This is a genomic window from Microcoleus sp. ARI1-B5, assembly GCF_036705795.1.
In the GTDB taxonomy this organism is placed as follows: Bacteria; Cyanobacteriota; Cyanobacteriia; order Cyanobacteriales; family Microcoleaceae; genus Microcoleus.
The window spans coordinates 40,943-66,322 of sequence record NZ_JAUBVK010000005.1; the positions used below are offsets into that span (position 1 = coordinate 40,943).

Annotated in this window: 23 protein-coding genes and 1 pseudogene; 9 read left to right on the plus strand and 15 right to left on the minus strand. The window is 45.9% G+C overall.

Annotated features, from left to right (window positions below; translation table 11 throughout):
* Window positions 1-482: 482 nt before the first annotated feature.
* The 3 genes from QUB63_RS09990 (at window position 483) to QUB63_RS10000 (ending at window position 4,696) form a co-directional block, all read left to right on the plus strand.
* The gene (locus tag QUB63_RS09990) at window positions 483-1,649 is read left to right on the plus strand and encodes a glycosyltransferase family 4 protein (protein ID WP_332944834.1); all 1,167 of its coding nucleotides are present in this window, start codon (window positions 483-485) and stop codon (window positions 1,647-1,649) included.
* A gap of 442 nt (window positions 1,650-2,091) precedes the next feature.
* Window positions 2,092-3,225 carry a glycosyltransferase family 4 protein gene (locus tag QUB63_RS09995; protein WP_332944836.1) on the plus strand — a complete coding sequence of 378 codons (1,134 nt, stop codon included), beginning with the start codon at window positions 2,092-2,094 and terminating at the stop codon, window positions 3,223-3,225.
* A 103-nt stretch (window positions 3,226-3,328) separates the two neighbouring features.
* Entirely contained in the window at window positions 3,329-4,696 is a 1,368-nt protein-coding gene (locus tag QUB63_RS10000) for an O-antigen ligase domain-containing protein (RefSeq protein WP_332944837.1), read from the plus strand.
* Window positions 4,697-4,830: 134 nt separating this feature from the next.
* On the opposite strand, the gene QUB63_RS10005 is transcribed toward QUB63_RS10000, so the two are convergent.
* On the minus strand, window positions 4,831-4,965 hold the full coding sequence (locus tag QUB63_RS10005; protein ID WP_332944839.1) for a hypothetical protein: 135 nt from the start codon (window positions 4,963-4,965) through the stop codon (window positions 4,831-4,833).
* Here QUB63_RS10005 and QUB63_RS35010 point away from each other — a divergent pair.
* The 3 genes and pseudogenes from QUB63_RS35010 to QUB63_RS10015 form a co-directional block, all read left to right on the plus strand.
* Window positions 4,962-5,045 (plus strand): annotated as a pseudogene (locus tag QUB63_RS35010) (IS1 family transposase); the annotation flags it as partial. The gene QUB63_RS10005 and the pseudogene QUB63_RS35010 overlap by 4 nt on opposite strands.
* A 384-nt stretch (window positions 5,046-5,429) precedes the next feature.
* A complete protein-coding gene (locus tag QUB63_RS10010; RefSeq protein WP_332944840.1) occupies window positions 5,430-6,191 on the plus strand; it encodes a WecB/TagA/CpsF family glycosyltransferase in 762 nt (253 codons plus the stop codon).
* Window positions 6,192-6,420: 229 nt separating this feature from the next.
* Complete coding sequence (locus QUB63_RS10015; RefSeq protein WP_332944842.1) at window positions 6,421-6,864, plus strand: DUF4079 domain-containing protein; 444 nt, start codon at window positions 6,421-6,423, stop codon at window positions 6,862-6,864.
* 55 nt (window positions 6,865-6,919) lie between these two features.
* On the opposite strand, the gene QUB63_RS10020 is transcribed toward QUB63_RS10015, so the two are convergent.
* From QUB63_RS10020 to ubiG, 5 genes are all read right to left on the minus strand, one after another.
* Window positions 6,920-7,819 carry an alpha/beta fold hydrolase gene (locus QUB63_RS10020; protein WP_332944844.1) on the minus strand — a complete coding sequence of 300 codons (900 nt, stop codon included), beginning with the start codon at window positions 7,817-7,819 and terminating at the stop codon, window positions 6,920-6,922.
* 494 nt (window positions 7,820-8,313) lie between these two features.
* Entirely contained in the window at window positions 8,314-9,051 is a 738-nt protein-coding gene (locus QUB63_RS10025) for an alpha/beta fold hydrolase (protein WP_332944846.1), read from the minus strand.
* Between the two features lie 90 nt (window positions 9,052-9,141).
* Window positions 9,142-9,654 (minus strand): flavodoxin FldA, encoded by a 513-nt coding sequence (gene fldA, locus QUB63_RS10030; protein ID WP_332944848.1) that lies wholly within the window; start codon window positions 9,652-9,654, stop codon window positions 9,142-9,144.
* A 162-nt stretch (window positions 9,655-9,816) separates the two neighbouring features.
* The gene (locus QUB63_RS10035; RefSeq protein ID WP_332944849.1) at window positions 9,817-10,140 is read right to left on the minus strand and encodes a cupin domain-containing protein; all 324 of its coding nucleotides are present in this window, start codon (window positions 10,138-10,140) and stop codon (window positions 9,817-9,819) included.
* 346 nt (window positions 10,141-10,486) lie between these two features.
* Entirely contained in the window at window positions 10,487-11,332 is an 846-nt protein-coding gene (gene ubiG, locus QUB63_RS10040; RefSeq protein WP_332944850.1) for a bifunctional 2-polyprenyl-6-hydroxyphenol methylase/3-demethylubiquinol 3-O-methyltransferase UbiG, read from the minus strand.
* 435 nt (window positions 11,333-11,767) lie between these two features.
* Here ubiG and QUB63_RS10045 point away from each other — a divergent pair, with 435 nt between their 5' ends.
* Window positions 11,768-12,499: a TIGR04283 family arsenosugar biosynthesis glycosyltransferase gene (locus tag QUB63_RS10045; protein WP_332944852.1), complete on the plus strand. Its 732-nt coding sequence runs from the start codon at window positions 11,768-11,770 to the stop codon at window positions 12,497-12,499.
* A gap of 14 nt (window positions 12,500-12,513) precedes the next feature.
* Here QUB63_RS10045 and QUB63_RS10050 read toward each other — a convergent pair whose 3' ends face one another.
* The 4 genes from QUB63_RS10050 to QUB63_RS10065 all read right to left on the minus strand — a co-directional run bounded on the left by QUB63_RS10050 (window position 12,514) and on the right by QUB63_RS10065 (window position 16,137).
* Window positions 12,514-13,566, minus strand: coding sequence for an acyltransferase (locus tag QUB63_RS10050; protein ID WP_332944854.1), 1,053 nt, complete (start codon window positions 13,564-13,566; stop codon window positions 12,514-12,516).
* A gap of 340 nt (window positions 13,567-13,906) precedes the next feature.
* Window positions 13,907-14,593, minus strand: coding sequence for a DivIVA domain-containing protein (locus QUB63_RS10055; RefSeq protein ID WP_332944856.1), 687 nt, complete (start codon window positions 14,591-14,593; stop codon window positions 13,907-13,909).
* Entirely contained in the window at window positions 14,476-15,054 is a 579-nt protein-coding gene (coaD, locus tag QUB63_RS10060; protein WP_332944858.1) for a pantetheine-phosphate adenylyltransferase, read from the minus strand. The genes QUB63_RS10055 and coaD overlap by 118 nt, the downstream gene beginning before the upstream one ends.
* Window positions 15,055-15,312: 258 nt before the next feature.
* A complete protein-coding gene (locus tag QUB63_RS10065) occupies window positions 15,313-16,137 on the minus strand; it encodes a M15 family metallopeptidase (RefSeq protein ID WP_332944860.1) in 825 nt (274 codons plus the stop codon).
* 43 nt (window positions 16,138-16,180) lie between these two features.
* Here QUB63_RS10065 and QUB63_RS10070 point away from each other — a divergent pair, with 43 nt between their 5' ends.
* On the plus strand, window positions 16,181-16,456 hold the full coding sequence (locus QUB63_RS10070) for a hypothetical protein (protein ID WP_332944863.1): 276 nt from the start codon (window positions 16,181-16,183) through the stop codon (window positions 16,454-16,456).
* A gap of 206 nt (window positions 16,457-16,662) precedes the next feature.
* Here the strand turns inward: QUB63_RS10070 and QUB63_RS10075 are convergent, their stop codons facing one another.
* From QUB63_RS10075 to QUB63_RS10085, 3 genes are read right to left on the minus strand one after another with little or no spacing between them, the layout of a single operon-like run.
* Window positions 16,663-18,789, minus strand: coding sequence for a pentapeptide repeat-containing protein (locus QUB63_RS10075; RefSeq protein WP_332944864.1), 2,127 nt, complete (start codon window positions 18,787-18,789; stop codon window positions 16,663-16,665).
* A 59-nt stretch (window positions 18,790-18,848) separates the two neighbouring features.
* Window positions 18,849-19,208, minus strand: a complete 360-nt coding sequence (locus tag QUB63_RS10080) for a helix-turn-helix domain-containing transcriptional regulator (protein WP_332944866.1) — start codon at window positions 19,206-19,208, stop codon at window positions 18,849-18,851.
* A complete protein-coding gene (locus QUB63_RS10085; protein WP_332944868.1) occupies window positions 19,201-19,539 on the minus strand; it encodes a type II toxin-antitoxin system RelE/ParE family toxin in 339 nt (112 codons plus the stop codon). The genes QUB63_RS10080 and QUB63_RS10085 overlap by 8 nt, the downstream gene beginning before the upstream one ends.
* A gap of 121 nt (window positions 19,540-19,660) precedes the next feature.
* On the opposite strand from QUB63_RS10085, the gene typA reads away from it, so the two are divergent.
* Entirely contained in the window at window positions 19,661-21,451 is a 1,791-nt protein-coding gene (gene typA / locus QUB63_RS10090) for a translational GTPase TypA (protein ID WP_332944869.1), read from the plus strand.
* A gap of 336 nt (window positions 21,452-21,787) precedes the next feature.
* Here typA and QUB63_RS10095 read toward each other — a convergent pair whose 3' ends face one another.
* Both QUB63_RS10095 and QUB63_RS10100 read right to left on the minus strand, forming a co-directional pair.
* Window positions 21,788-22,504, minus strand: coding sequence for a 2OG-Fe(II) oxygenase (locus tag QUB63_RS10095; RefSeq protein WP_332944870.1), 717 nt, complete (start codon window positions 22,502-22,504; stop codon window positions 21,788-21,790).
* 426 nt (window positions 22,505-22,930) lie between these two features.
* A complete protein-coding gene (locus tag QUB63_RS10100; protein WP_332944871.1) occupies window positions 22,931-25,318 on the minus strand; it encodes a S8 family serine peptidase in 2,388 nt (795 codons plus the stop codon).
* Between the last annotated feature and the right edge of the window lie 62 nt (window positions 25,319-25,380).

A 25,380-nucleotide genomic window follows, 5' to 3' on the forward strand; every position in this document is an offset into this window, starting at 1 on the left:
GAGGAATATGTCTTGAGACGGAACTTTCGCCCACATCAAAAATTATGCCTCTGGGAACTGTTTCGCGATCCCATCCAAAGTAAAGGTTGGTGCTTTGCGGTTTCCCGTACCTCCCTGTCTGTAGGATCAGCAATAGCTGTTGTGTTAGACAGGAATAGTTGTCTAGCGGGCGTGTTAGCCACCCGCGAAAAAAGCTGCTGTTTGATGAGGAATATGTCTTGAGACGGAACTTTCGCCCACATCAAAAATTATGCCTCTGGGAACTGTTTCGCGATCCCATCCATCGTTACTATTAATTGAATGACAGCGAAGTTGTGGGCGCTCGATACTGGGGTGTTGCGAACAGTCGCTAGGTTTGATTCTCTGTACACACCGGGAAAGCGGTAATTAATATTCACCCGCCCCTCTTTCCTGTCGGACTCTCACAAAGCGCGCTTGTCGCAGCGCCTTCATGGAGTCGGAGTCTTCAGCGGGAATTAAAAATGAAAATCACCTTTGTTCTTCCTACTCTCTCTGTGACTGGTGGAATACGAGTAGTATCTATTTTCGCAGAACTTTTGAGAAAACGAGGGCACTCCGTGTTCGTGATCTCTGTACCCCACGCCCAAGCGAGTCTGCGCCAGCAAGTTAAGTCGCTGCTGCGGGGACGGGGTTGGATTTCCACGCCTGAAAAAGAGCCCTCATTTTTCGATAATTTAGGTGTAGAACACAAAATTACCGATCGCTGGCGCCCGATAGAGGACAAAGATGTGCCAGACGCTGACGTAGTAGTGGCCACCTGGTGGGAAACCGCCGAGTGGGTAGCAAAACTCTCTCCGAGCAAAGGAGCAAAAGCTTATTTTATTCAGCACCACGAAGTTTTTGACTATCTACCTCAAGGTAGAGTAGAAGCAACCTGGATGCTGCCCGCGCACAAAATTACGATCTCTCAGTGGTTAGTTGACCTAGCTCGGACTAAATACGGCGATCGCCAAGTTTCCTTAGCTCCTCCGAGCGTGGACACCAAGCAATTTTATGCCTGTCCTCGCCACAAACAATCGGTTCCGACAATTGGCATGATGTACTCTCCAATTTACTGGAAAGGAACCGACATCGCCCTGAAAGCTTTTTCCATAGCAGCAGAAAAAATTCCCAACCTGCGTCTGGTTGCCTTCGCTACAGAGGCCCCATCCTCGGAATTGCCGCTACCAGCCAATGCCGAGTATGTAATTCAACCCGACCAAGACAAAATCAAAGACTATTACAGCAAATGCGATGCGTGGCTGCTGGCGAGCCGCTCTGAAGGCTTCGGCTTGCCAATTATCGAAGCGATGGCGTGCCGCACTCCCGTCATCAGCACCCCAGCAGGCGCTGCTCCTGAAATTTTGAGCGGCGGTACTGGCATACTTGTAAGACCAGAAGATCCCGAAGAAATGGCAAAAGCCATAGAGCGTATCTGTCAGTTGCCCAATGCCGAGTGGCAAGCCATGTCCGAAGCCGCCTATGCTAAGGTAACCAATTATACTTGGGAAGATGCCACGGCTCATTTTGAAGCGGGATTGAAAGTTGCTGTAGAAAAATCTAAACAGCGCGACGTTAAGATAGTTTCCTTTTCTCCCTACTATGCGGCCCCAGCAGGGGCAAACAAAGAAGTTGAGGTGAGATGCTAACAGCAGCAATTTGAAATTCTGCCCGCAGCCGCGCTCTTGACGCCGGATTCTGAGCAGGAACTCAATATCGTTGGGTGGGGTGCTTCTGCCAAAACTAAAATCGCTCGTGTCCTGTTTTATACCGAGCAGTCCCGACACGAATTCTGACCGCATCTACTAGCGAATACTCGTTCAATGTTACCGCCGACCAAAATCTGAACCAGAGTGCAACGGAGATTTTAAGGCTCGCGCCGTTACAGGTTAAACTTGTTTTGTCCTCAAACATCTCCCGATTTGTAATTGGGAAAAGTCCTTGACGACAAAGTAAGATAGGCTCGACTATAGAGTTACGATCGCCTCCAGCAGAGACCCGCACCCAGCAGAAAAGCCAAAAATAGGCGGGTTGGTGCGAACTTGCTGTTATGGAGGAGTTTTAACCAGTATCAATCTTCAGCATCTACTCATGAAAATTACTTTTGTCCTTCCTACCCTTGCTCTTACAGGTGGCATGAGGGTTTTATCTATCTACACAGAAATTCTCCAAAAGCGAGGACACAAAATATTTATCGTCTCTACACCCCCGGACCAACCGACTTTGATCCAACAATTGCGATCGCTGCTCAGAGGTAGGGGTTGGGAACCCGCTCCGGTGAAAAAATGGTGTTATTTTGACAATGTAAAGGATGTCGAAAGTCGAGTGATCGAAACCTGCCGTCCAGTTACCGACAGTGACGTACCTGATGCCGATATTATCATGGCTACTTGGTGGGAAACTGCCGAGTGGGTGTCTAAACTCTCCCCCAGCAAAGGAGCGAAAGTATATTTTCTTCAACACTACGAGGCTTTTGACTACACACCAAAAGCTCGAGTAGACGCAACTTGGCGGCTGCCGATGCACAAAATTGCCGTCGCTAAGTGGCTGGAAGACAAGGCTAGGGATGAATTTGGTAATTTGTCTGTATCTCTGGTGCCTCCGAGTGTGGACACCACACAGTTTTACGACCCCCTCTCGCGATCGGGGCAGCGGCGGGGCAAGCAGTCGGTTCCGACAGTCGGGATGTACTATTCTATAGCTCCTTGGAAAGGCTGTGCTCTTGCCATTGAAGCTTTCAAGCTAGCGGCTGCAAGAATCCCTAACCTTCGTTTAGTTGCCTTTGGTTCCGGTGAATTTCCTGCCCCCCATTTGCCGCTGCCCGAGGGTACTGAGTATGATATATTACCTAGCCAAGACCAACTCAAAGAACTTTACAGCAAATGCGATGCTTGGCTGTTTGCCAGCAGCACCGAAGGCTTCGGCTTGCCAATTTTAGAAGCCATGGCTTGTGGCACTCCAGTCATCGGCACTCCTGCAGGCGCGGCTCCGGAACTCCTCGCTGGCGGGGGTGGAATACTTGTCAAACCAGAAGACCCAGAGGATATGGCACTCGCGATCGAGCAGATTTGTCAGTTATCTGATGCCGAATGGCGGGCAATGTCTGAGACTGCTGTGGAGACGGTGATACATTATACCTGGGAGGATGCAACGGATCTCTTCGAGGCTGCACTGCGCACCGCACTCGAACGTCAGCCACAATTAACGGACAAGCTGTACAAATAGAGATCTATTTATCAAGATCGGGGGAAGAGGCGATCGTAAGAGCGAGAATTCAGAGCCGGGACATAAAGTAGTCTTTCTACCATTTTACTGCCACAAAAAACCTATGGCTGCATTAATCCCAATTACGATGTTCGGTTTGATCCCGATCGTTCTTTACTTGTTTGTGAGGTTTCCGACTCAACGGGCGGTAATTATCACTTTTGTGGCAGCGTGGCTGTTTTTACCACAAGTTTCTTATCCCATCCCCCTATTGCCGGCGTATACCAAAGTTTCGGCATCTTGCTACGCCATTTTGCTGGCTACTATTGTCTACGATACTGCGCGCATCACCACTTTTAAACCGGGTTGGCTGGACGTGCCAATGGTAATTTGCTGTTTGTGTCCAATTGTTTCACAAGTTACTAATGGCGGCAGTCCGATTTCTCCAACTTTCAACCAAATCATTACTTGGGGTCTGCCTTATTTTTTAGGACGCTTGTATCTGGGTAGTTTAGAGGGGCTGCGACAATTGGCGATCGGGATTTTTGCAGGTGGGTTGGCCTACATTCCTTTTACTTTAATTGAAGGAGTTAAGGGCCCAATTCTGCACCAAATGGTTTACGGCGTCAATGCCTTTGAGGACTGGAGTCAAGCAAGGCGTATGGGGGGGTGGAGACCGGTAGTATTTATGCAGCACGGTTTGATGGTGGGCGTGTGGATGATGACAGCCGCCTTAATCGGAGTTTGGCTCTGGCAAACTGGGACGCTCAAAAAGTTTCAGGGCCGCAACATCAAGACTCTAGCAATTGTATTAACTATTGCTTTTTTCCTGTGCCGTTCTACTGGCGCCTACAGTTTATTTGCGATCGGGTTGGTCATATTATTTTCGGCCAAGTGGTTTCGCAGTTCTTTGCCCCTGCTATTCGTAATTGGATATATATGGTTTTATCTGTACGTAGCTGCATCGGGTCAATTTGCGAGCAAAGACGTGATTGGCTTCATGACTCAAATATTTGGCGAAGAACGAGCCTTCTCTCTGAAGTTTAGATTTGACATGGAAGAGATATTGGGAGATAAAGCGCGGCAAAGATTTCTTTTTGGCTGGGGGGATTCGGGCGGAAACCGCGTGTACAACGGGTACGGCAAAGATATCTCGGTCACCGACAGCTTGTGGATTATTGCATTTGGCATCAACGGTGTAGTCGGTTTAGTTAGTTTATTTTCTTCATTGTTACTTCCTGTTGCGGTCTTTGCGTTCAAGTATCCCGCCAGAACCTGGTCTAATCCCAAAGTAGCGCCCGCTGCGGCCCTCGGAGTAGCCTTAACTATGTACGTGTTTGACTGTGTTTTGAACGCTATGACTAACCCGATTTTTGCGGTCATTGCTGGAGGAATATCGGGTCTGGTTTTAAAAGCTCCAGAAAGTCTCAAGGCCAAGAAAACCAGTTCGCCACCAAGAAGACAGTCGCTGGTTCACCAAAAATCTGGATGATGTTCGCGCGAGCGCGCTCAAAGCTTAAATATATCTTGCATTCGCTGGATACAAAAACTCAAAAATTTACCGGGGCATTGCATAATGGAGAGATGAACTGAGGGTACTTCTGATGTCATGTCCTAAGTGCAAGTTTACGCATATTCGTAAAAATGCTCACCGCCAAGGCAAACTTTCATTACATCTGTGTCGATGGGGGTCGTCAGTTCTGGGAGTGCTATGAAGCCCAGCGCTGCTGCTGCGATGACGTGAAAGCATGGCTGATTCATTGTCCGAGGAAATGCTGAGGCACTCGGTTCGCTTGCTACTGCACTATCTCCGGTTTTGGGATGTTCCGGTTCCGGCCTGATTCATCTCTCTATTCAGCAACGCCTCTACAACCTTTGCATCAAATCAAGTTCGGGAGTTGCGAGCTCTTTCTCAGTTGCTCAAAATTAATGTAAAAAAATATTTTATACATTAATTGACTAGGCTTCAACTATTAGCACGGGATTGTCTTTCTCTTAAAACTGTGTGGCGAGCTGTAAACCAAATTGGCTTTATACACTTTTTGCTAAAACGAGCCAATTCTTTACATAATCTTTAAAATTTCTTACTGGACAGGTAGGGTATAGGGGGATATACTTAAGAAAGTATATTCGCCCCCCGCGCCCAATTAGTGAAAAAACTCTTGCTGTAGTGTGGGTTAGGGTTTGAGTTGTAGTTTAATATAAAGGCTGGATGGGAATAACAAATGAAAACAGTTAATTTATTGAATGTCTCCATAGATAACTTTTCAATGACCGAGTTGTTTGAAAAACTAGACGGCGAAGGCGGTGTCGTATTTACGCCCAATGTAGACCACTTGATTAAGTTGCAATATGACCGCGACTTCTATGAAGCTTACAATAAATCTAGTTATAGAGTCTGCGACAGTCAAATATTGATGTATTCCTCAAAATTTTTGGGGACTCCTCTCAAAGAAAAAATTTCGGGTTCTGACTTGTTTCCTGCATTTTATATGTATCACAAAGATAACGAGAACATAAAAATATTTTTGCTAGGAGCTGCTGAAGGTATTGCTAGGCAAGCTCAGGAAAAAATCAATCAAAAAATTGGTAGAGAAATAGTTGTTGAAGCACTTTCTCCTTCTTTTGGGTTTGAAAAAAATGAGGAGGAGTGTGAAGCAATAATTGACACGATCAATAAATCAGGAGCTACAGTTCTGGCTATAGGAGTGGGAGCGCCCAAGCAAGAGAAGTGGCTGGTTAAATATAGGAGCAAATTCACACACGTGAAAGTTTTCTTGGCCGTAGGTGCAACCATTGATTTTGAAGCTGGTTGCAAAGCAAGATCTCCCAAATGGATGAGCGAAGTCGGCATAGAATGGGCGTACCGACTGTTAAGCGAGCCGAGAAGGTTGTGGAAAAGATATTTGATAGAAGGTCTGCCGTTTTTCCGATTAATAGTAGAACAAAAATTAGGGTTTTATAAAATGCCTTTCGTTGACAGTTAAACCACGAAGCTAGAAGGGGAAGGCGGTGCCGAAACGAAACACTGTATCTATCAATCAATAACGTCAATGAATCCGAGTATGATATCGGGTGTTTGAATTCAGCCCAGACAGATGGAAGCTGTGGAAAGCCCGATCGCACTTTCTGGCAAAAATATTCATTTTTGCTTTCAGGTGCAGGTAAAATCGGAAAGAAACCTTTCTTGCAAATCCCTAACTAGGGATTTAAATCATGAATCTGCCTTCTTTCTTGTGGTTGTGGAAAATAGCGGCGTGGTCAATGGGTGCGTCGCTTTTGGCTTACCTGTTGCTGGCCGTTACTGGAACCTGGATGTTTGCCGCCCGCAGTACCAAACAGCAGCGCCCAAAATGGTTGCGTCCCTTTCATTTGGTGACTGGTACGGGGATGGCAACTTTGGTAATTTTACTGCTCTTAATTGGCGTAGTCGGTACGCTGGGATACTACGGCAATTTGGGTCACTCGGCTCATTTACCGGCGGGGTTAGCTGTTGTGGCTTTGGTTTTGGTTTCTGTGGGAAGCGGGCTGCAAATTGGCCCTAAACATCCTTGGGCGCGTCCCCTTCACATTGGCACTAATTTGGCTTTGTGTGGGGGATTTGTCATTGTGTTGCTCACAGGATGGACGATTGTACAAAAGTATTTGCCGAAAGTTTAACGTTTGATCGTTTGGACTTCAGTCCTCCGATCAGAGATGCGGACTGAAGTCCTCACTACGAACCTGCTACTTTAGCTGTGAAATCTAAGATATGTTGAGCGGTAATTTGCGGTTTTTCTAAGTGGGGAACGTGCCCGCAGTCGGGTATCCAAATTAGTTGCGAATTTGCGATCGCACTTTTAAACTTTTCTGCATCCGCAGTCCCCAAAATTCTATCTTGTGTTCCCCACAAAATCAGCGTCTGCTGCTTAATTTGCGATAGTTTTTCCCCAAAACCTCCGTAACCGCCGCTTTTGGTAAAAGCAATTAAAGCTTGATTCCAGTTGGGCATTTCCAAGTGCAAAGCAGCGCAAGTTTGAGCGTCAACAGAAGCCAAAGTTTTGTCGAAATAAGCATTGACGCTAATTTTTTGGCGAATTTTAGGGTTTCGCAAAAATGAAGTTGCCAGATATCCTAAAGGAGGAATTAAAAATTTGCCCTTATTAGATGTTACCGCAAAACCTGCACTATCTATTAAGACTAATTTTTTGACAGCTTCGGGATGAGCGAGGGTGAAATCAATTGCTGCTGCACCTCCCATCGACGCACCAACTAAGATTACAGGCTGCGAAATTAGCGTTTTCCAGAAATAGTAAAGGTGACTTCCAATTGCCATCGCGCTGAATGGCAAATCCGCCGCTCTTTCTGTAAAGCCAAAACCCAACAAATCAACAGCCCAAGTTTCATTGTTTTCGGCAAGCAGCGGCAACAGGCGGCGGAATTCAAACACGGAACTGTCGAAGCCGTGAATTAGCAAAATCGGGGTGTTTCCGCGGCCTTGGCGCGCGTAGGTTGTGGCAATTGGCTGCTGGTTTAGACTCGTTGTAATTGCCTCTACTTGAATGCTTTGGGCTAAGGCAATTGAGGTGGATTCTGTGAGTTGTGCGATCGACTTTGGGAGAAAACTTGCTGGCATAATGCTTGATAAATGGTGAAGTTGTAGCGGCGGTGCCACCGCGATCGCCCTAACACTTAATTATATATTGCTCGATCGCTCCTATTTAAGTATTTAGGTCGATCGACCCCTTAAAATGCGATCGCTACTTAGAATCGCTTTGCCCCGGCTAAGGCTGAGTTTGTTAACCCGAGCTTACAATCTTTGAGAATAGTTGATAATAATTCCTGTTTAATCTACTATTATCTTCCTCTGCGTCAAGAGGGCCTCTGCGGTTCATCCAAAAAAAACTAATTTACTCAAACTCCTTCCCTCAAAACCCTACCAACTAAAATTGGCCCAAGAAACTGCCGCACAGCCGCCAAAACCGTAGAAACAGGCAAGCAAAAGTTGCCCGGAATTACCGACATAAATGGAATTTTTGCAACAGAAAGTTGGCGGTTAAATTACGACCAGAGACAAGTAAGCGAAAAGGCCATTTTCCTTGGAACAAAAAAATGAATAGCAATCACCACCTAAAATTTAAAATCTAAAACCCGCTGGTGGCTGTGTAGAGATAGCCAAAAATTTAGTATTTCTTCCCCGACTTGTTCTGGATAGAAGTGATGGAAAAAATGCCTACCATCTGGACATTCCCAAAAGCGAGATCCTTTTTTAAGAAATTTCGACCAGCGGCGCATCACAATAGGAGATACCACAAAATCCGTTTTGCTGCTGCATATTAACAAAGGTACTTCTACACCTTCATCGCTGGAATTACTCATCCTAAATAAGGAGTGAGGACAAGGAGAACAGGCTAAGTCATCCTCAAAATATGGTATAAATTTTTGATTGATACTTGGATTTTGGAATCCCAGCATATCGCCCACCATTTTAGTTAAAACTTGTTTGCTACTCCAGGGAAAAGCTGAAAGATGGGTATAGTAATGTGCTTGCCAATTAACCGCAGATGGTATACCCACAGCTAAAAGTCCCAAAGAACTTACTTTGTGAGGATAGCGGCGCGCATACATTAAACCAACTAATCCGCTGGTACTGTGGCCTAGGAGGTGAATTGGCCGATCGCGCATTGTTAAAAAATCGTGCAAAAGTTCAACAGCCATATCTAAAGAGCAAGCTTCGTCTTCAGTTTGTTGGTATTCCCATATTTGCACCGGTACAGAATCATTTAAGTAGGAAAGCAGGGACCGATCGAAGCATTGCAAACTCGGACTTACACTTAACCAAAGCACATCATCTGAACTAAATTTCATCTATTTTAAGTTGGATTTCGAGTTATTTATAACTTAAGCATAACGTTTAAATGTACGGTGCGCCATAAGCACCGTACCGCTACTACCAGTCTACAAGCTAAATTCTTTCTTGAGTTGAGATACCCAAGATTTAATCCGCGATTCCGTCAAATCCGATTGATTGTCTTCATCAATAGCAAGACCCAAAAACTTTCCATTAACTACAGCTTTAGATTCATTAAAATCATAGCCATCAACCGGCCAATGACCGACAGTTTCGCCGCCCAGTTCCGAGATTTTCTCAGCTAAAATCCCCATTGCATCCATAAAATTATCCGGGTAGCCTTCTTGGTCGCCCGTTCCCAAATAAGCTACTTTTTTGCCCCTAAAATCAATATCATCAAGTTCAGGGAAAAAACCTTCCCAGTCGCTTTGCAGTTCGCCGATGTTCCATGTCGGACAAGCGATTATCAGACATTCGTATTCGGCGAAATCATCATTTCCCACGCTGCCGATTTCGTGCAAGGTTACGATATCGCCGCCAAATTCATCTCGAACCATTTCAGCGATAGACTCAGTTTTACCAGTTGTAGTTCCGTAGAAAAGACCTATTGCTTTTGACATTTTTACTCCGAATGTGAAATTTGATAGTGCTTGAGATTTCTTTTTTTTGAGTCATAACTTGGCATTTCTTGCCTGCAATTGAGACAAAACCAGTAGACGCGATTGTGGCTAACCTGAGAAATTAGGGAATCAAGGCAGCAAGGACACTGTTTTTTCATCTGCTTAAAGTTGAAAATTCATCAACCAAGCTGATTCGCTCATATCGGGGTCGGGTTCGCAGTCAATTAGTAACAAATTCAGCGTCGTTGCTACTTTTAGACTGCGCGGGATGCCGGCGGGTACAAACACAAATACTCCCGGTTTTAAAGTGACTGTTCGATCGCCCACCGTGAAAGTTCCGACTCCTTCTAAGACGGCTATGGTGACATCTTTGGAGTTATCGAGGTCGGGTATTTCGGCATTTTTACCCAAACTCATCAGTTTTTGGTCGGCGAGTTGTCCGTCGCTGATTTGCGAGGCTGACGCGGAAACTATTGCTGCTGTCACGGTGATTGACCTCCAGGTACTGTTAACTTCTGGCAGTTATTGCAATTAATATTCAATAAGCTACCATGCAATTTAGATATATTGTCAAGAATTTAGTATTAAGATTTGTTACAAAAGGCTGCTGCACTAGAGAACCTGGCAGCGATAGCAGCCCCAAATTCATACAGGGCGGTATTTAGGGGCGATCGAACTGCGAGGCGCGATGGCTATACTTGAAAAATAGTTGCTAATAATTAGCAATTAGCTCGTAAAAATATGGGCGGGTTGCAGGCGGATTTGGTCGATCGCACAAATCCGTCTCATACCCGCCCCTAATAACAGCAGTCAAAAATCAACAATTAACTGACTACTTCTTCACCCCCACGCCAACATACATAATCGATGTATCCTCATTAATTTGGATTTTAAACAACCCAGATTTTTTGTAATCAACATAGTTACCGATATTAGAGAGTAGCACTTGAGAAATTTGTTGGAAACTTACAAGGGAAGGAAATAGCTGATTTCCTGTTGTTAATTTTTTCCAAAAACCGTGCATCTCGCCTAAAGCAGCGCCAATTTCTCCAAACATATCAAAACCTTTAATTTCAATATTGCCAAAGCCCGTATCGCGCATTACCGCAGACAGTTCCTGTGGGGTAATAAACTTTTCCCAATCGTGAACGCCCCGCTTAATTTCCTGCAAGATATTTTCCATCAGTCGAATCATCACAACTTGCGAGGAAAAAGTTCGGTTGATTGTATCAAAAAAGAACAGTCCCCCGGGCTTGAGAATTCTGTGAACCTCTGACACAACTTGTTTGTAATCGGCAACGTGTTCTAAAACATCTACGCAAATTACGACATCAAAGGTATTGTCAGCGTAGGGCATATTTTCGGCAAAACCTTGCCTGTAGTCAATCTCAAAACCGCTGGTAACTGCGTGATTCTGAGCTGCTACAATGCACTTGTGCGATCGATCTATTCCCGAAACCACAGCGCCCCTCTGGGCCATAAACTCGCAGGAAAAACCGCCGCCGCACCCGACATCTAAGGTTTTGAGCCCTCGCCAATTAATCGCGTGTCTGTCGAAAAACTCAAATCTGGGTTTGTTGAGATGGTAGAGAGCATAAATTTTAGCATTTTCGTCCCACCAATTATCAGCATTTTCATCGTAAAATTCTAGATCGTTTTTTACTTCTGTTTTCTGCACGATTTTTTTAGTCCTGATTAGTGGAAGATACAGTTGGCCATTGGTGTCAACTTAAGGTCAAAAGTAGTACCGATCTACTGTTTGAGGATTAGGCCTAGATCACCCTGGCGCCCCCCTTATGAAGGGGGGGACAAGACGATTCAAAGTGGGTCTTCTTAAGGGGTATGCGAGGGGGATCGAGACTCGACGACGGGCGAGAGATACAAAGGTTTTTAGGCGATTGTTGACACCAATGACAGCGGGCGATCGCACTTTTTGCTGATTTTATAGGACTAACGCCCAGAAACCTGATTTCTGTAACAAATTAGAGGTTCCGTGACGAGTTCCCAGCCAGAAACCGGGTTTCTGAATCTGCGCGCGCAAGTTCTATTTTCTCTCTTGTTGCGAATCGCCACAGTTTTTTATTATAATAGTTTTGGCATAAATTTCAATAAGATGGATCGCGTTTCTATTATCATCCCAGCCCTGAACGAAGCGACTTGTCTGGAACGCACCCTCCGCCAACTCAGCATTCTCAATCCTCCAGCTTGGGAGGTTTTGGTGGTAGACGGCGGCAGTCAAGACGAAACAGTGGCGATCGCCCTTACTTCCACAACCCGTGTTATTTTTAGCAGTATGCCGGGACGTTCCGTGCAAATGAATTTAGGCGCCCAAACCGCCACAGGCGAAATTTTGTGCTTCCTCCACGCCGATACTCTAGTTCCAGACGACATCGTAGCAATCATCCAGAAAACATTATCCGATCCGAAAATTGTCGGCGGCGGATTTATTTCTTTAATGACCGGTTCGCAGCAAACAAGATGGGGTTTTTCCCTGCACAATTACCTGAAAACTTACTACGCGCCGCTGTTATTTCGACCTCATTTGTTTGTTAAAGGATTGCGATTGCTGTTTGGCGATCAAGTTATTTTTTGCCGCCGCACCGATTTTTGGGAATGCGCGGGTTTCGATGCGGCGCTACCAATTATGGAGGAGGCGGATTTGTGTTTGAAGTTAGCGCGCAGGGGTAAAATTAAGTTAGTTCATCGTGTCGTAGAAAGCAGCGATCGCCGAGTGGCGAATTGGGGCGAAGTCAAAGCAACTGCTATCTATCTTGCGATCGGTTTCTTGTGGGGTTTTGGCGTTCCCGCGAGGTATCTCAAGCAGTTTTATGAAGACATCCGCTGAAACACAAAATCCGATTAAATTCCCAGAATGTACTGGCTGTATTTTTTGGGCAGAACTTTCTGCAACAGGTAAATAATCGCGCAACAAGCCAACAAATTCCCGGTAACTAAAAAGCCGAGCTTCAGCAGCGGATGTACGGGGTCAATAAACTTATAAAACACTAACAACACATATTGCAAGACTGTCGAATCCAGCAGATATATCGGGAATGAATAAGCCGCCAATATTTTGATTAATCCCGATACTCTATTTGGAAGTGCGATATTTTTAGAAAATGCGAGTATCGACAAGACGAACAAAATTGCGTATCCTTGGGCAGATAGTTTAAAAAAGGAGCGGAAAAACCATGCTTCCGCAGTAACTCCGCTGAGCAGGTAATATTCCCAAATGCTCGCTAGATAAAAAAGGATTGTTGCTCCTAAAATTGGAATTTTTCTGCGTTCTAGAACTGGTTGAATTTTGTCATAGGCTGCGCCCAAAAACAGACCTGTTGAAAATGGTAAAATCCAACTAAAAATCCAGCGCTCCATCAAAGGTAGAGGTATTGATATGTATTTGAGAGCGCTCAAGTAAAAGAATATGGTAAAAATTGTTTGAATTGTTAAACCCAATGCCAAAACTTTGATGGGTTCTAAAAATCGTGATTTCACTAGCAGCCACCACCAACCGTAGCATTGAATAATTACAACGATGAAATAATAGGGAGGCATCACGGAGCCTGTCAAAATATTTCTGAGCAATGTCAGTAAATCTATTTTTTGGAGTGAGTTCCAATTATTTAAGATGTACAAAGTTACTGACCAAAACAGGTAGGGTGGTATAATTCTTGACAGTCTTTTTTTGACTACCTGTCCGGGATTATTTTGATTTTCCAGTTTGTTGGTGAGAAAAAAACCGCTGAGGAGTAAAAAAGCTGGTACGCAGTAAAGTTGCAATGTATCGATGGAGACAAACAAAATTCGGCGATCGCGAAATGAGGCAAACCCAGCATGAGTAATCACAACACTGACTATGGCTAAAGCTCGGATCAAGTCAAATTCCGCAAACCGATTAGAAGCTTTTTGCATGGTAAAAAGTAGATTGCAAAAATTATGATCAAATGAGAAATTTTCTGCCTGATGGATTTTCACCATAGCAAAAAATGCTATATTTGCTCCTATCTTCACAAAAATTATCAATATTCAAACAAGTCTTGCTACAATCCTCAATCTGATAGCAATTATTAAAATTCTCACAATCACAGAGTTCCGCATCGGACACTCCACCGTGCGGTTTCCCTACCACTCCGCCCGATTTCGCGCCAAGTAGGCCGCACACGGGAATACCGTTTCCCTGCCACTCGATCGCGCGAGCGCCCGTAAATTCACAAAATTACCGGCAAGTCACGCTTTGATTAAAAGCAGTTAACTAACCGTTGTTGTGATGGATGTGCGACGCAGAAACACTATCCAACTGATCGCGCCCGTTGCGGATCACGCGCAGCATATCGCTCAGCTTGTGCTCGATATTATCGAGCACTTGGTCGGCATAATCGTCGGCGCCGTTTTGAATTTCCTCGCATTCAGCCATCGCCCTGACTCTCATCTCTTCCAATTCCTCTTGAGCCTGGTAGCGAATTTGTTCGACTTCCGCCAGCGTCGCCTGCTGAATTGCCTCGCAGTCGAGCAAAACTTGCTGTCGCAACTGATCTGCTTCTATCTTCGCCTGCTGGAGCAGGCCCATATCGTTTAAAAGTTCTGCCGCTCGCTGTTCTGCTGCTTCTATCACTTCTTGAGCGTAGAGTTGGGCTTCTTGGAGCAGTTCGTCTTTGTGCCGGATGATTGTTTCGGCTTCCCCAAAGGCGATCGGCAAATTCAGCCTCACCAAGTCTAACTGATCGAGCAACTGTTCTTCATCCACCAGAGTGCGTCTGGTCATGGGAATTCGCGGGCTGTCGAGAACAATTTCCTCAAGCCGGTTCAATTCCCGCTGGATGTCTACTCCTGCGGTTCTGGTTTCGTCTCCGAAGGCTGCTGTGTTCTGAGGTGATTCGTTCTCAGTGCTGCGTCCGGTAATGTCGGGTTCGATGCGATTGGGTTCCTGCTGGCGTAACATTTGTAAATATCTAGAGCGACGTGTTTCGGAACAAGATGATCTACGGAGCCACCAAACTTGGCGATTTCTTTAACTACACTACTACTTAAAAAGCTGTACTCGTTAGAAGTTGCCAAAAAAACTGTTTCAATTTCCCCCAGAAGGGTTTTATTGGTGTGGGCCATCTGGAGTTCCATTTCAAAATCTGTTAATACCCGGATTCCCCGCAGCAGCACTTTGGCTTGTCGAATCTTAGCATAGTTTACTGTCAAACCCTCAAAACTGTCTACTTCTACGTTTGGCAAGTGTTTGGTAGAGCGCTGGATCTGCTCGATCCGTTGCTCTACGGTGAACAGAGGGGTTTTGCTGGGGTTTCTGACTACGGTAACAATTACGCGATCGAACAGTTTAGATCCCCGCTCGATAATATCTGCGTGACCGAAGGTAATGGGGTCAAAGCTGCCTGGATAGATTGCAATCACTTGTTTTGCCCGAGGGAGTGGGGGAGAGTGGGGGAGGGGGAGAGTGGGAGAGGGGGAGAGTGGGAGAGTGGGAGAGGGGGAGAGTGGGAGAGGGGAAGAGGGGGAGATGTGGAAAACCTTCCTTTTTCCTTTTTCCTTCTGACTCTCAACTGTCAACCCCTCGGCTTCGCGGGCGGGCAAGCTGTCAACTGTCAACTGTCAACTGTCAACTGCCCACTGCCCACTGCCCACTGCCCACTGCCCACTGTCAACTGTCTTCTACTTTTTCATGGAATGAGCTTTGTAGAAAGTTTCCAGGCTTTGCCTGTCGCCTACAAATCGCCAGTGCCAAGGCTCGTAACTGACGCCTTGGCGGTTGTTTTTGGGGAAGGACATTTCAAAGCTGAAGGAGGCGGAGTTGGCTTCTAGCCATTTGAATGCTTGGGTATTTTCAAAGCTGGGACTGAGGTTGGTATCCGGGGCGGAACCGTCACCGAGGTCGATCGCATAGCCTGTATGATGTTCGCTGTAACCTGGAGGAGCGCTGACTTCGGCTCGCTTGCTGGCATTTTGCCTGCGTTCGGCTTTTACGTCAAAAAATACGTGCTGTTGGTCGTCTACGGATCGAAAGCCTGATATGGGAGCAAAATAGATTCCTGCGGCGGCGGCAGCGTTGGCCATTTCCTGATATTTTGCTGCTGCTGAGGTGCGGAGTTTGACACTACCGTCGGGGGTGACATTTACCAAGTCTTGGGCTGGTGCTTCTGGGTAAGGCAAGTGTCCCAGCAGGTTGTCTGGGGTGGCGGCTTTTGAATTTGTAGCTGGACTCGCTGCGGCTCCTGAGGCCGAACTCGACGCTGCTGGGTTTTTTTGAGTTGGCTCTGCCCGACTGGTGGCTGGGAAAAAGTTAAAGTTGAGGTGCAGCCAGATGCTGACGCCAAAGGCGACTGCGCCCAATCCTAGCAGTTTCCAAATCAGTCCTTTTTTCTTGGACTGACTCCCTCCTGCTTCTAGGTATGGGTGGTCTCGTACTGCTTCTGGAATTTCGTCAGCGGCAAGCTCGGAGGCTTGCGGGGTTTTTCTCGACAGACTAGCGTTATCCAAGCCAGCTCCACTCCTGCACTTCAATAAGGCTCAACGTTACAAATTGTATATCGATCGCGCACGGGTAGCACAGCTACAATTGCCGCTGAGAATATATACTCTCTTCCTGACGGATCCCCGTCCCATCCGCCAACTCTGGAATTTGTGGCTCGGGCGATCGTCCGTTCTCAGTCGCACCCGTTGGCGCTGGTTTATTTTAAGTGTAATTTGTTACTGTTCGACAAAATTTAACAATTCTTCGATCGACACATCTAACGTCCGCGCCAATTTTAGCAGAGCACCGATGTCAGCCATTGTCATACCGGGCGATCGGGCGTAACTTTTGACGGTAGTTTACCAATTCCATTCTTGACAAAGGGCAAGTATGTGCTTTTAAGTAATTAGATATTAAAGGGCGATCGTCCCCCGGCCTTGGAAACTAAAGGGCGATCGCTTTTTCCAACAAACTCTCATTATATTTATTGTGTGGTGAAAGAGTGTATTCAGGCTTTTTGAGTTAAGTTTGTTTAGCCAACCCCTTAACTTTTATTCGTGAGTAGAACCATCTGGCATAATTGCACCAGTGAGCGTAGCATTTCCCAAGTCTGCTCCCCCTATTTTTGCATTTGTTAAGTTAGCGCCAGATAAGTCTGCAAAGTTTAATCTTGCTGCGCGGATATCTGCTGAAACTAGATCGGCACCACGCAGCTTTGCAGAGTTTAACTCAGCTTGTCGCAAGTCAGCTTCAGTTAAGTCCGCTGTCGTTAAATCTGCACTACCCAATCTCGCATCATTCAAGTTTACCTGCTTCAAATTAGCGCGACTCAAATTACTGCCGTATAGGTTTGCACCCTGAAGTTTTGCACCACTCAAATTTGCATCTCTCAAATTGGAATTATTCAATTGTGTAGAAATCAAATTTGCACCTTGTAAATTGGCTCCCATCAGGTTAACACTGTTCAAGTCTCTACCAGTTAGATCGACATTTTGCAGGGATACATAAGGAGCAATTAAATAAGCACCAGCTTTCACTGCATCAAAATCAGCCGGAAATAAACTTGCTTGATTACAAAGCGCTCCTTGAAGCTGAACTCCTTTGAGATTTGCTCCCTCAAGATTTGCTTCTACAAGGTTAGAATCACTCAGATTTGCATTGGTAAAATCAGCATTTCTCATATCTGCTTTCCTCAAGTTTATCCCGCTTAAGTTAGCTTGAGCGAGGTTGGCAGTGGTAAATTTTGTTTGTTGACTAAGTTTAGCACCGCTGAGGTTTGCACCATTCAAATCTGCTTCAATAAAATTTGCATATTCTAGTATGCTTCCTCTTAAATTGACCTTCCTTAATTTTGCTTTTTCTAGTTTAGCTGATTGTAAATTAGCCTGAGAAAGGTTGGCATTGACTAAATTTGCCTGTGTCAAATTGGCACCCGATAAAGTTGATTGAGAAAGGTTGGCATTGACTAAGTTTGCCTGATTCAGATTGGCATTGGATACATTAGTATTAGAAAGGTTGACACCGCATAGTTTAGCTGCGCTAAAATTGGTGTTAGAGAAACAGCCATTCTTCATATCTGCTCCTTTAAAAATCGCCCCGGTGAGGTTGACACTCTGCCAATTTACACCGTTCAAATTAGCTTTATTCAAATTAGCATTACTCAGGTTAACACCAGAAGCTAGGTTTTTACCCCTCAAGTCAGCACCAGCTAAATTAATCCCTGTAAAATCCCTTTCTCCCTGAGTGTAACGCTCCCAAAATTCCTCAACAGTAACAACAGGTTCCAGGCTGCCATCAGAGTCATCATTCAAATCCTCACCGCTATCCTCTAATGCCACCTCCCCATCAGCAGCATCCGCCGCCAAGCCTTCCAAATAATCAGCTCGATCCAAGTAATCAGAACTCGCTACAAACTGCCTCTCAATCTCCTCTTCATTTAATATTTCGCTGCTGTCAAATCGCTCAATCAATGCCTTGATAATTTGGCAGTCATCCGTGCGGATTCCTACTTCTTTTTCTGCACTTTGGTCGCTGTTAGTCAGAAAATTATGGCTACCCAACATAGCAAAACTGGAATCGCAGACTAAATAATTTTCGTGAGTTCCCAATAAAGCGAGACTAAATTGACCCGGATATTCGCTTGCTAATTCTTGCAAATCTGCTAAAGCATTGTAGCGCCATCCCTTGCCGATTTTCTGCCGATCGCCCAAATAACCCCAGCCAATATTTATCAAACATCCTCGGTTCAAGCAATCCCTAAATTTTTGCAGCAATTCATCATTAATGCTGTTACAATTGAGCCAAGGGCAAACAATAATCAGCCGCTCTTGAGCTAGTGATAGGGCTTCCATCAACACAGCGCGACTGTTAGGGCGATCGCATACTAACTGATACTGAAAGTCTAATTTTTGCTTGTTCGTCTCGGCGTCAAGCTCAGTCTGCGACTCAGAAATGACCGACATATCGCCAATTCCCAAATCAAACCGCTGTTGCAGCGCCACAATTTGAGGCATCAAACTTTCTAGCATTTGCGGTTCAGGGCGATCGTTAAATCGTTGTTCCTGTGCTTCTAACTGCCGCTTAAGTTTGGTTATATATTTTTTTAGAAGAACTTGCTCTTCTTCAAGCTGCAATACTCTCGCGGCTATTGATACTAAATCTAGTTCGGTTTCTGACATAGTGCTCCCCTAAAATTTAAAAAAACTGTAAAAGCTATATCTGGGAAGTTGGCGCCTCATCAAACCTTACCAACTTCTGCGAACTCAGCAACATTAGCAGAAATTTCCTCATCCCCTGCATCAACCGCAACAGTTAACTTCAATCCCAAAGCCTTCAGCCAATGGGCCAAACCATAAATTGTCGCAATTCCGTCTCCCGACAACAAAGCATCTAACTTTTCCAAATGCAATGAGGCATCATCAGCCGACATATTTGGTTCACCCAAAGCCTCAAATATATCTCTCATAGCTGAGAGCATGATTTTTAATTCCAAATCTCCCTCTTCTTCCTCAAAAATCTCTGTGATGTAAGCAGCAGAAAAATTCGGATCTTTGAGAGATTTGATTTTAAACGGATGGTAAGGGACACTTTTAGGCATTTTCTTGGCTCCTGTATTCTTCCCAATATTTCTTAGCAGTGCGAATATCTTGTTCTTGAGTGCTTTTATCTCCACCGCACAGCAAAAGCACAATTATTGCTCCAACTTGTCCAAAATAAACCCGGTAGCCCGGGCCAAAGTCAATTCTCAATTCCGAGACACCTTCGCCAAGCGATCGACAATCTCCCAAATTTCCATTGCTAACACGCTCCAGCCTTTTCACAATCTTGGCTTTACCCTTAAAATCGCGGAGAGATTCCAACCACTCATCAAAAGGAACTCTGCCGTCAGGCTGGCTATAACTCTGAATTTCCTTGGGTTGCGCTTCCATAATTTCAATTTTAGCGGGTCAGCACTCCAATCTTACAGCCGCGCCCGATCGCCCCTTGACTAGATGCGCTACAATTATTAAGAAATCTTTAGTTAGATCCGTTTAACGTTCCAGACGCATTATGAGTCTTCCCATTCGCAACGTCGCCATCATTGCTCACGTCGATCACGGCAAAACCACCCTTGTAGACGCCCTCCTCAGACAGTCCGGGATCTTCCGCGAAGGGGAAGAAATCCCAGATTGCGTCATGGACTCCAACGACATCGAGCGCGAGCGCGGCATTACCATCCTTTCCAAAAATACGGCCGTCAGGTACGGAGAAACCCTGATCAACATCGTCGATACCCCCGGACACGCGGACTTCGGCGGGGAAGTCGAACGAGTTCTCGGCATGGTTGACGGCTGTCTCCTGATCGTAGACGCCAACGAAGGCCCGATGCCGCAAACCCGGTTCGTGCTCAAAAAAGCCCTAGAAAAAGGACTGCGCCCGATCGTATTTGTCAATAAGATCGATCGACCCCAAGCAGACCCCCACAAAGCTATTGACAAAGTTTTAGATTTGTTCTTAGAACTCGGCGCCGACGACGATCAGTGCGAATTCCCCTATCTTTTCGGTTCCGGACTCAACGGTACTGCTAAAAAAACTTTGGACGACGAAGCAGTGGACATGAAACCGCTGTTTGAAGAAATCCTAGACCACGTACCGCCCCCCGTCGGCGACCCCAACAAACCGCTGCAACTGCAAGTCACCACCTTGGATTATTCCGAATACGTGGGTCGCATCGTCATCGGCCGCATCCACAACGGCACAATTCGAGTCGGCCAACAAGCAGTCTTAATCACAGAAAGCGGCGCCCTTGTCAAATCAAAAATCAGCAAATTGATGGGCTTTGAAGGCCTGAAGCGGATTGATATCCAAGAATCTTCTGCTGGTAATATTGTCGCCGTTGCCGGTTTTGCTGATGCCTATATTGGCGAGACAATTACCTGTCCGAACGACCCGCAAGCGCTGCCTTTAATTAAGGTAGACGAACCGACTTTGCAGATGACTTTCTCTGTGAACGATTCGCCGTTCTGCGGTCAAGAAGGAAGTTTGGTGACATCTCGGCAAATTCGCGATCGGCTGATGCGAGAACTCGAAACCAACGTCGCCTTGCGCGTCGAAGAAACCGACTCTCCCGACAAATTCCTCGTATCAGGACGCGGCGAACTTCACCTGGGCATCCTGATCGAAAATATGCGCCGCGAAGGATACGAATTCCAAGTATCTCAGCCGCAAGTAATCTACCGCGAAGTCGGCGGTACTCCGTGCGAACCCTATGAATGTTTGGTGTTAGACGTACCCGAAGAAGCAGTCGGTGGGTGCATCGAACGCCTCGGTCAGCGTAAAGCAGAAATGCAAGATATGCACGTCAGCAGCACCGGCCGCACGCAAGTAGAATTTTCAGTTCCCGCCCGCGGTTTGATCGGGTTCCGAGGCGAGTTTATGCGCTTGACTCGCGGCGCTGGAATCATGAATCACAGCTTCCTCGACTATCGCCCCATCGGCGGAGAAATTGTTGCCCGCCGCAACGGAGTATTGATTTCTTTTGAAGAAGGAACTGCGACTTACTATTCCTTGCAAAATGCTGAAGACCGCGGCGTATTTTTCATTACCCCCGGTACCAAGGTTTACAGAGGCATGATTATCGGAGAAAGCAACCGAAATCAAGATTTGGAGTTGAACATTTGCAAGTCGAAGCAGTTGACAAACCACCGCGCATCCGGCGGTGAAGAATTGGTGCAGTTGCAAGCGCCAGTAGACATGAGCTTGGAACGCGCTTTGGAATACATCGGTCAGGATGAATTGGTGGAAGTAACACCGAAATCAATTCGCTTGCGCAAGGTGGCGAAGAAGTTAGTCAAACGCTAAAACAACTTGTAGGGTGCGCAGTGCCCACCTTACATTTTATAGGCAAAACAACTTGTAGGGTGCGCAGTGCGCACCTTATTTTTTATAGTAGCTGTAGGGTGCGGATACACCGACAATCCTCAAGGAAGAGCGACAATCTTATAGCGACGCACCTGTGACATCGCGGGTCCAGAAAACAACCCTCCGTTTCACTCTCGCCCAACATTTTTGTTGTAGCAAGCTTTTTTATAACTGGTATTTTAAAATTTAAAGATTGTCCAATTGTGATTTAGTTATTAGACTTAATTTTCTACTTGAAAGCTGATAGTTATCGGTAGGTGTTTCCCCTAAATTCAATTAACTATCCCTGCCCTTACCGTAAATATTTTGAGCTGTTTGAAAAAGAATCCAAGAAGTTAAAATATATTTGTGGTCTGTCAGCGGTACGTGACCTTTGTGAGTGTGAGTAAAACCCGCCGGCGCAATTACTAACTTTCCTTGCTGAGGTTTGACTTTAAGATTTTGATAAAAAAACTCTGTTTCGCCACCTTCACTTACAGTGTTCAAATAATACTGAAAAAACAGCACTCGGTGCAAAGATTCTTCGCCAACACTATCAGGATCTGGGTAAATTTCCGAATGCCAGTGGTGATAGCCGCCAGTACCCTGTAAATACTTTTGCACCTTGAGAAAATCGCGCCGGTAAATATGTTTGATTACATCATCCATAAAAACTGACTCAAATTGAGCAAAATTTTCCTGAGTCAGCGTCACTGCTTGATTGGTTTGCGGGTCAAATAAAGCAGGTGAAATCGCGCCGACAAGCGCAAAAAGATACTTGCGAAAATATTTTTGCAAATATCCGAAAGTGGTACTCAATACCCGACGTTCAATATCTAGCCATTCGGGAAGCCCGGTAATTTTAAGATCGTAGCTATCTTTTTTGGCGACATCTACACCGTACCCAGTCATGCCGCGGTGAATTTGGTTGCTGGTTTCAAATTTTTGGATAATTTGGCAACAGGTAGCAGCATCTAAAGCATTGTCGTAAATCTCGATAAAATTAACTGTCATAAAAAATGCCTTAAGTAGAAGGAAGAAGGAAGAAGGAAGAGGGAAGAAGGAAGAGGGAAGAAGCAAGAAGGAAGAAGGCGCTTCGGCTTCGCTCGGGGGGTAAAAAGAAGGAATAAAACATATACAGCAAGCTTGAGCGCGAGCCATATTTTAAGTAGGTAGGCGCAAATAAACTTTCGTTATGTAACAGAATGTAAAATTCCTGTCACCTATGCGATTGCTTCGTTTCACTTCGTTTCATGCAGCTATGACTACTTGTGTATTTTTCCACTCATCTACTTATGTTTAATTAGGTGGATGGACTTATTTCAGTTTAAAAGAAACCCGGAAGAGGGGCAATCATGAGGGATTGCCCCTACAAAAACCGGGTTTATGGACGTGGTGTTTGCTTCAACCCAATCTACTGACGGCAAACTTATGCAGATTTTAAACAGTAATCCCTGTGGGATTTGCTGTTTGAATCAGGATTTGCTCGAGTTGAGACGGAGACAAATTAGGGTTGGCTTGCAGCATCAAAGCCATGACGCCAGCAACGTGCGGCGCTGCCATCGAAGTGCCGTCCGACAGGCCATAGGTATTGCCAGATTTCGCCGACAATACGTCAACCCCCGGTGCCGAAATAAAGTTGATCGGGTCAACGCCTGCTGGGTTGGAAAAGTCAGCAAACTGCAAATTTTTACTGTCTAATGCCCCGACAGAAATCGCCAAATTGTTCTGCGACAAACGAGATGGTAAAGCTGGTCGAGTAACCTCGCCTTCGGGAAATTTATTTCTGTTGTTGCCAGCAGAGATCGCGACAACACTAACCCCAGCTTGTCTGGCTCTCTCAAGGGCGGCTCTTGTAGCAGGCTGATCCGGCGGCTGCTGTGCGTCTGATCCGCGTACACCCAAACTCATGTTAATCACCTTCGCCCCGTTCTTCACAGCATAATCAATGCCAGCAGCTACCGGGTTGGCGAACTTACCTGCACCGCCTTTGCCTCCCAGCACTCGGACTGCCATAATCTGAGCATCGTAGGCAACGCCAGTGATGTCGTACTTATCGCCATTAACGTCGTCCTGCGCCCCATTTTTTAAGCCAGCAATCGTTCCGGCAACGTGAGTGCCGTGCCAGGACGCATTCTCGCCTGAAACTGGTGACGGATCTGGAGTGTTGTCTGAAAAGTTGTATCCGTTCACATCATCGACAAATCCGTTGTTGTCGTCGTCCACTCCGTTGCCAGCAATTTCCCGCGAGTTCACCCAAATATTTTTTGCTAAATCAGGGTGTTTCACATCAACGCCAGTATCTAAAACAGCGACAATTATGCCCTTGCCTGTAATTCCTTGATTCCAAACTTCAGGTGCATTGATCCGATTGAGATCGCTAACATTGTTGTTAGGAACTGCACCTGTGATATCGGGAACATCTGGATATGTCGATCGCCCAGCAGCGCGAGCAACCGCAGCCGCAGCATTAATATTGCCGTAACCAAAAAAGGAGTTATAGCCTGGTGTTGTCGAGGGCGGTATGGCTGTGGCGGGAGTGTCGTCTGGTGTCGCCGATGCTTCCAAGGTGTAATTTGTACTGCCGGAACTAATCTCGCTTTCCTCAACTAAGACAATGTATTGCCCCGGTTTTAAAGCATTGAGGGAAATTTGTTCGGGATTAGTTTGTGCGTTTTCAGACTCGTCAATTATTTCATCTTCGTCTATCTCACCGTCGCCGTTGCTGTCTTGGGCGAGGTACAAATTAACATCTGTATTCGCAGTGGCGTCGGAGAAGGTTAATCGGAGATTGACATCGCTTTGCGAAGTTAGATTGATGCGGTAGTAGTCGTCGGAGTCAATATCGCTTACCGAGTCGCTGAAAGTTTGGGGAGTTGCATCGAGGGTAACATTTCGGGCTGTCGCTACTGTATTGCCACTGGCATCGGCGGGAGCAGTTACGGGAGTTCCTGATATGCTGAGGTTGTAGTTAGTATCTCCCTCGAACTGATCGACTAAAAGAAAGTAATTTCCCGGTCGCAAATCTTTTGTAATTGTTTCCGGCTGATTCCCCTCATTTTCTGAGATATCGAGAATATCTTGAGCATCAATTTTCCCGTTGCCGTTGATATCTTGAATCAGAGACAAATCGGCATCTGCCCTGAGTCCTGTCAAGTTAGCAGTAATTTTGGTAGGTGCAGTTAAGCTAAAGCGGTAGAAGTTTTCGGGCTTGTCGTCTCCTACAAAGTCGCTGACGGTTTGGGGTGCAGGTGCGATCGCTCCTATGCTGCGAGCACTCGCTAAATCGCTGCCTCCGGTGATTGTCGGTGCCTGCAGAGGTGTGAGATTTGCGGTAAAGTCGCTAGAGGTAATGCTGCTGCTGTCAACTCCCTGCAAAATTGCCAATACTTCACCGTTTTGCCGATTAGTAATGATGGTGTTGCCAGCATTGTTGGCGCTGCCGGGAGCGACATTGACGCTGTTAAAGTTTAAACCGTTGGTGAGGGCGATCGCGTCTAAACCTTTGACAAAATCAGTGACAATATCCAATCCTTGACCGACTACAAAGATGTCCCTGCCCCTGCCTCCTGTCAGGGTATCTATGCCCCGATCGCCGTAGAGGACATCGTTGCCCCGATCGCCAAAAATGCGATCGTTTCCTGCACCCCCGCGTGCGATATCGTTGCCTTTGCCACCCGCCAGCGTATCATTGCCTGCGTTGCCGAAGAGTTGGTCGCTATCGCCTTTGCCGTTGAGGCGATCGTCTCCTGCCAAGCCGTTGATGATGTCCGCTTGCGGAGTACCGTTAAGCAAATCAGGGCCTGGTGTACCGTTGATTGTTGCCATTCTAATTTATTTAGAAAAAATATGCCTTTAGATAGATTACATAAAAACTATTTTCAGATCAA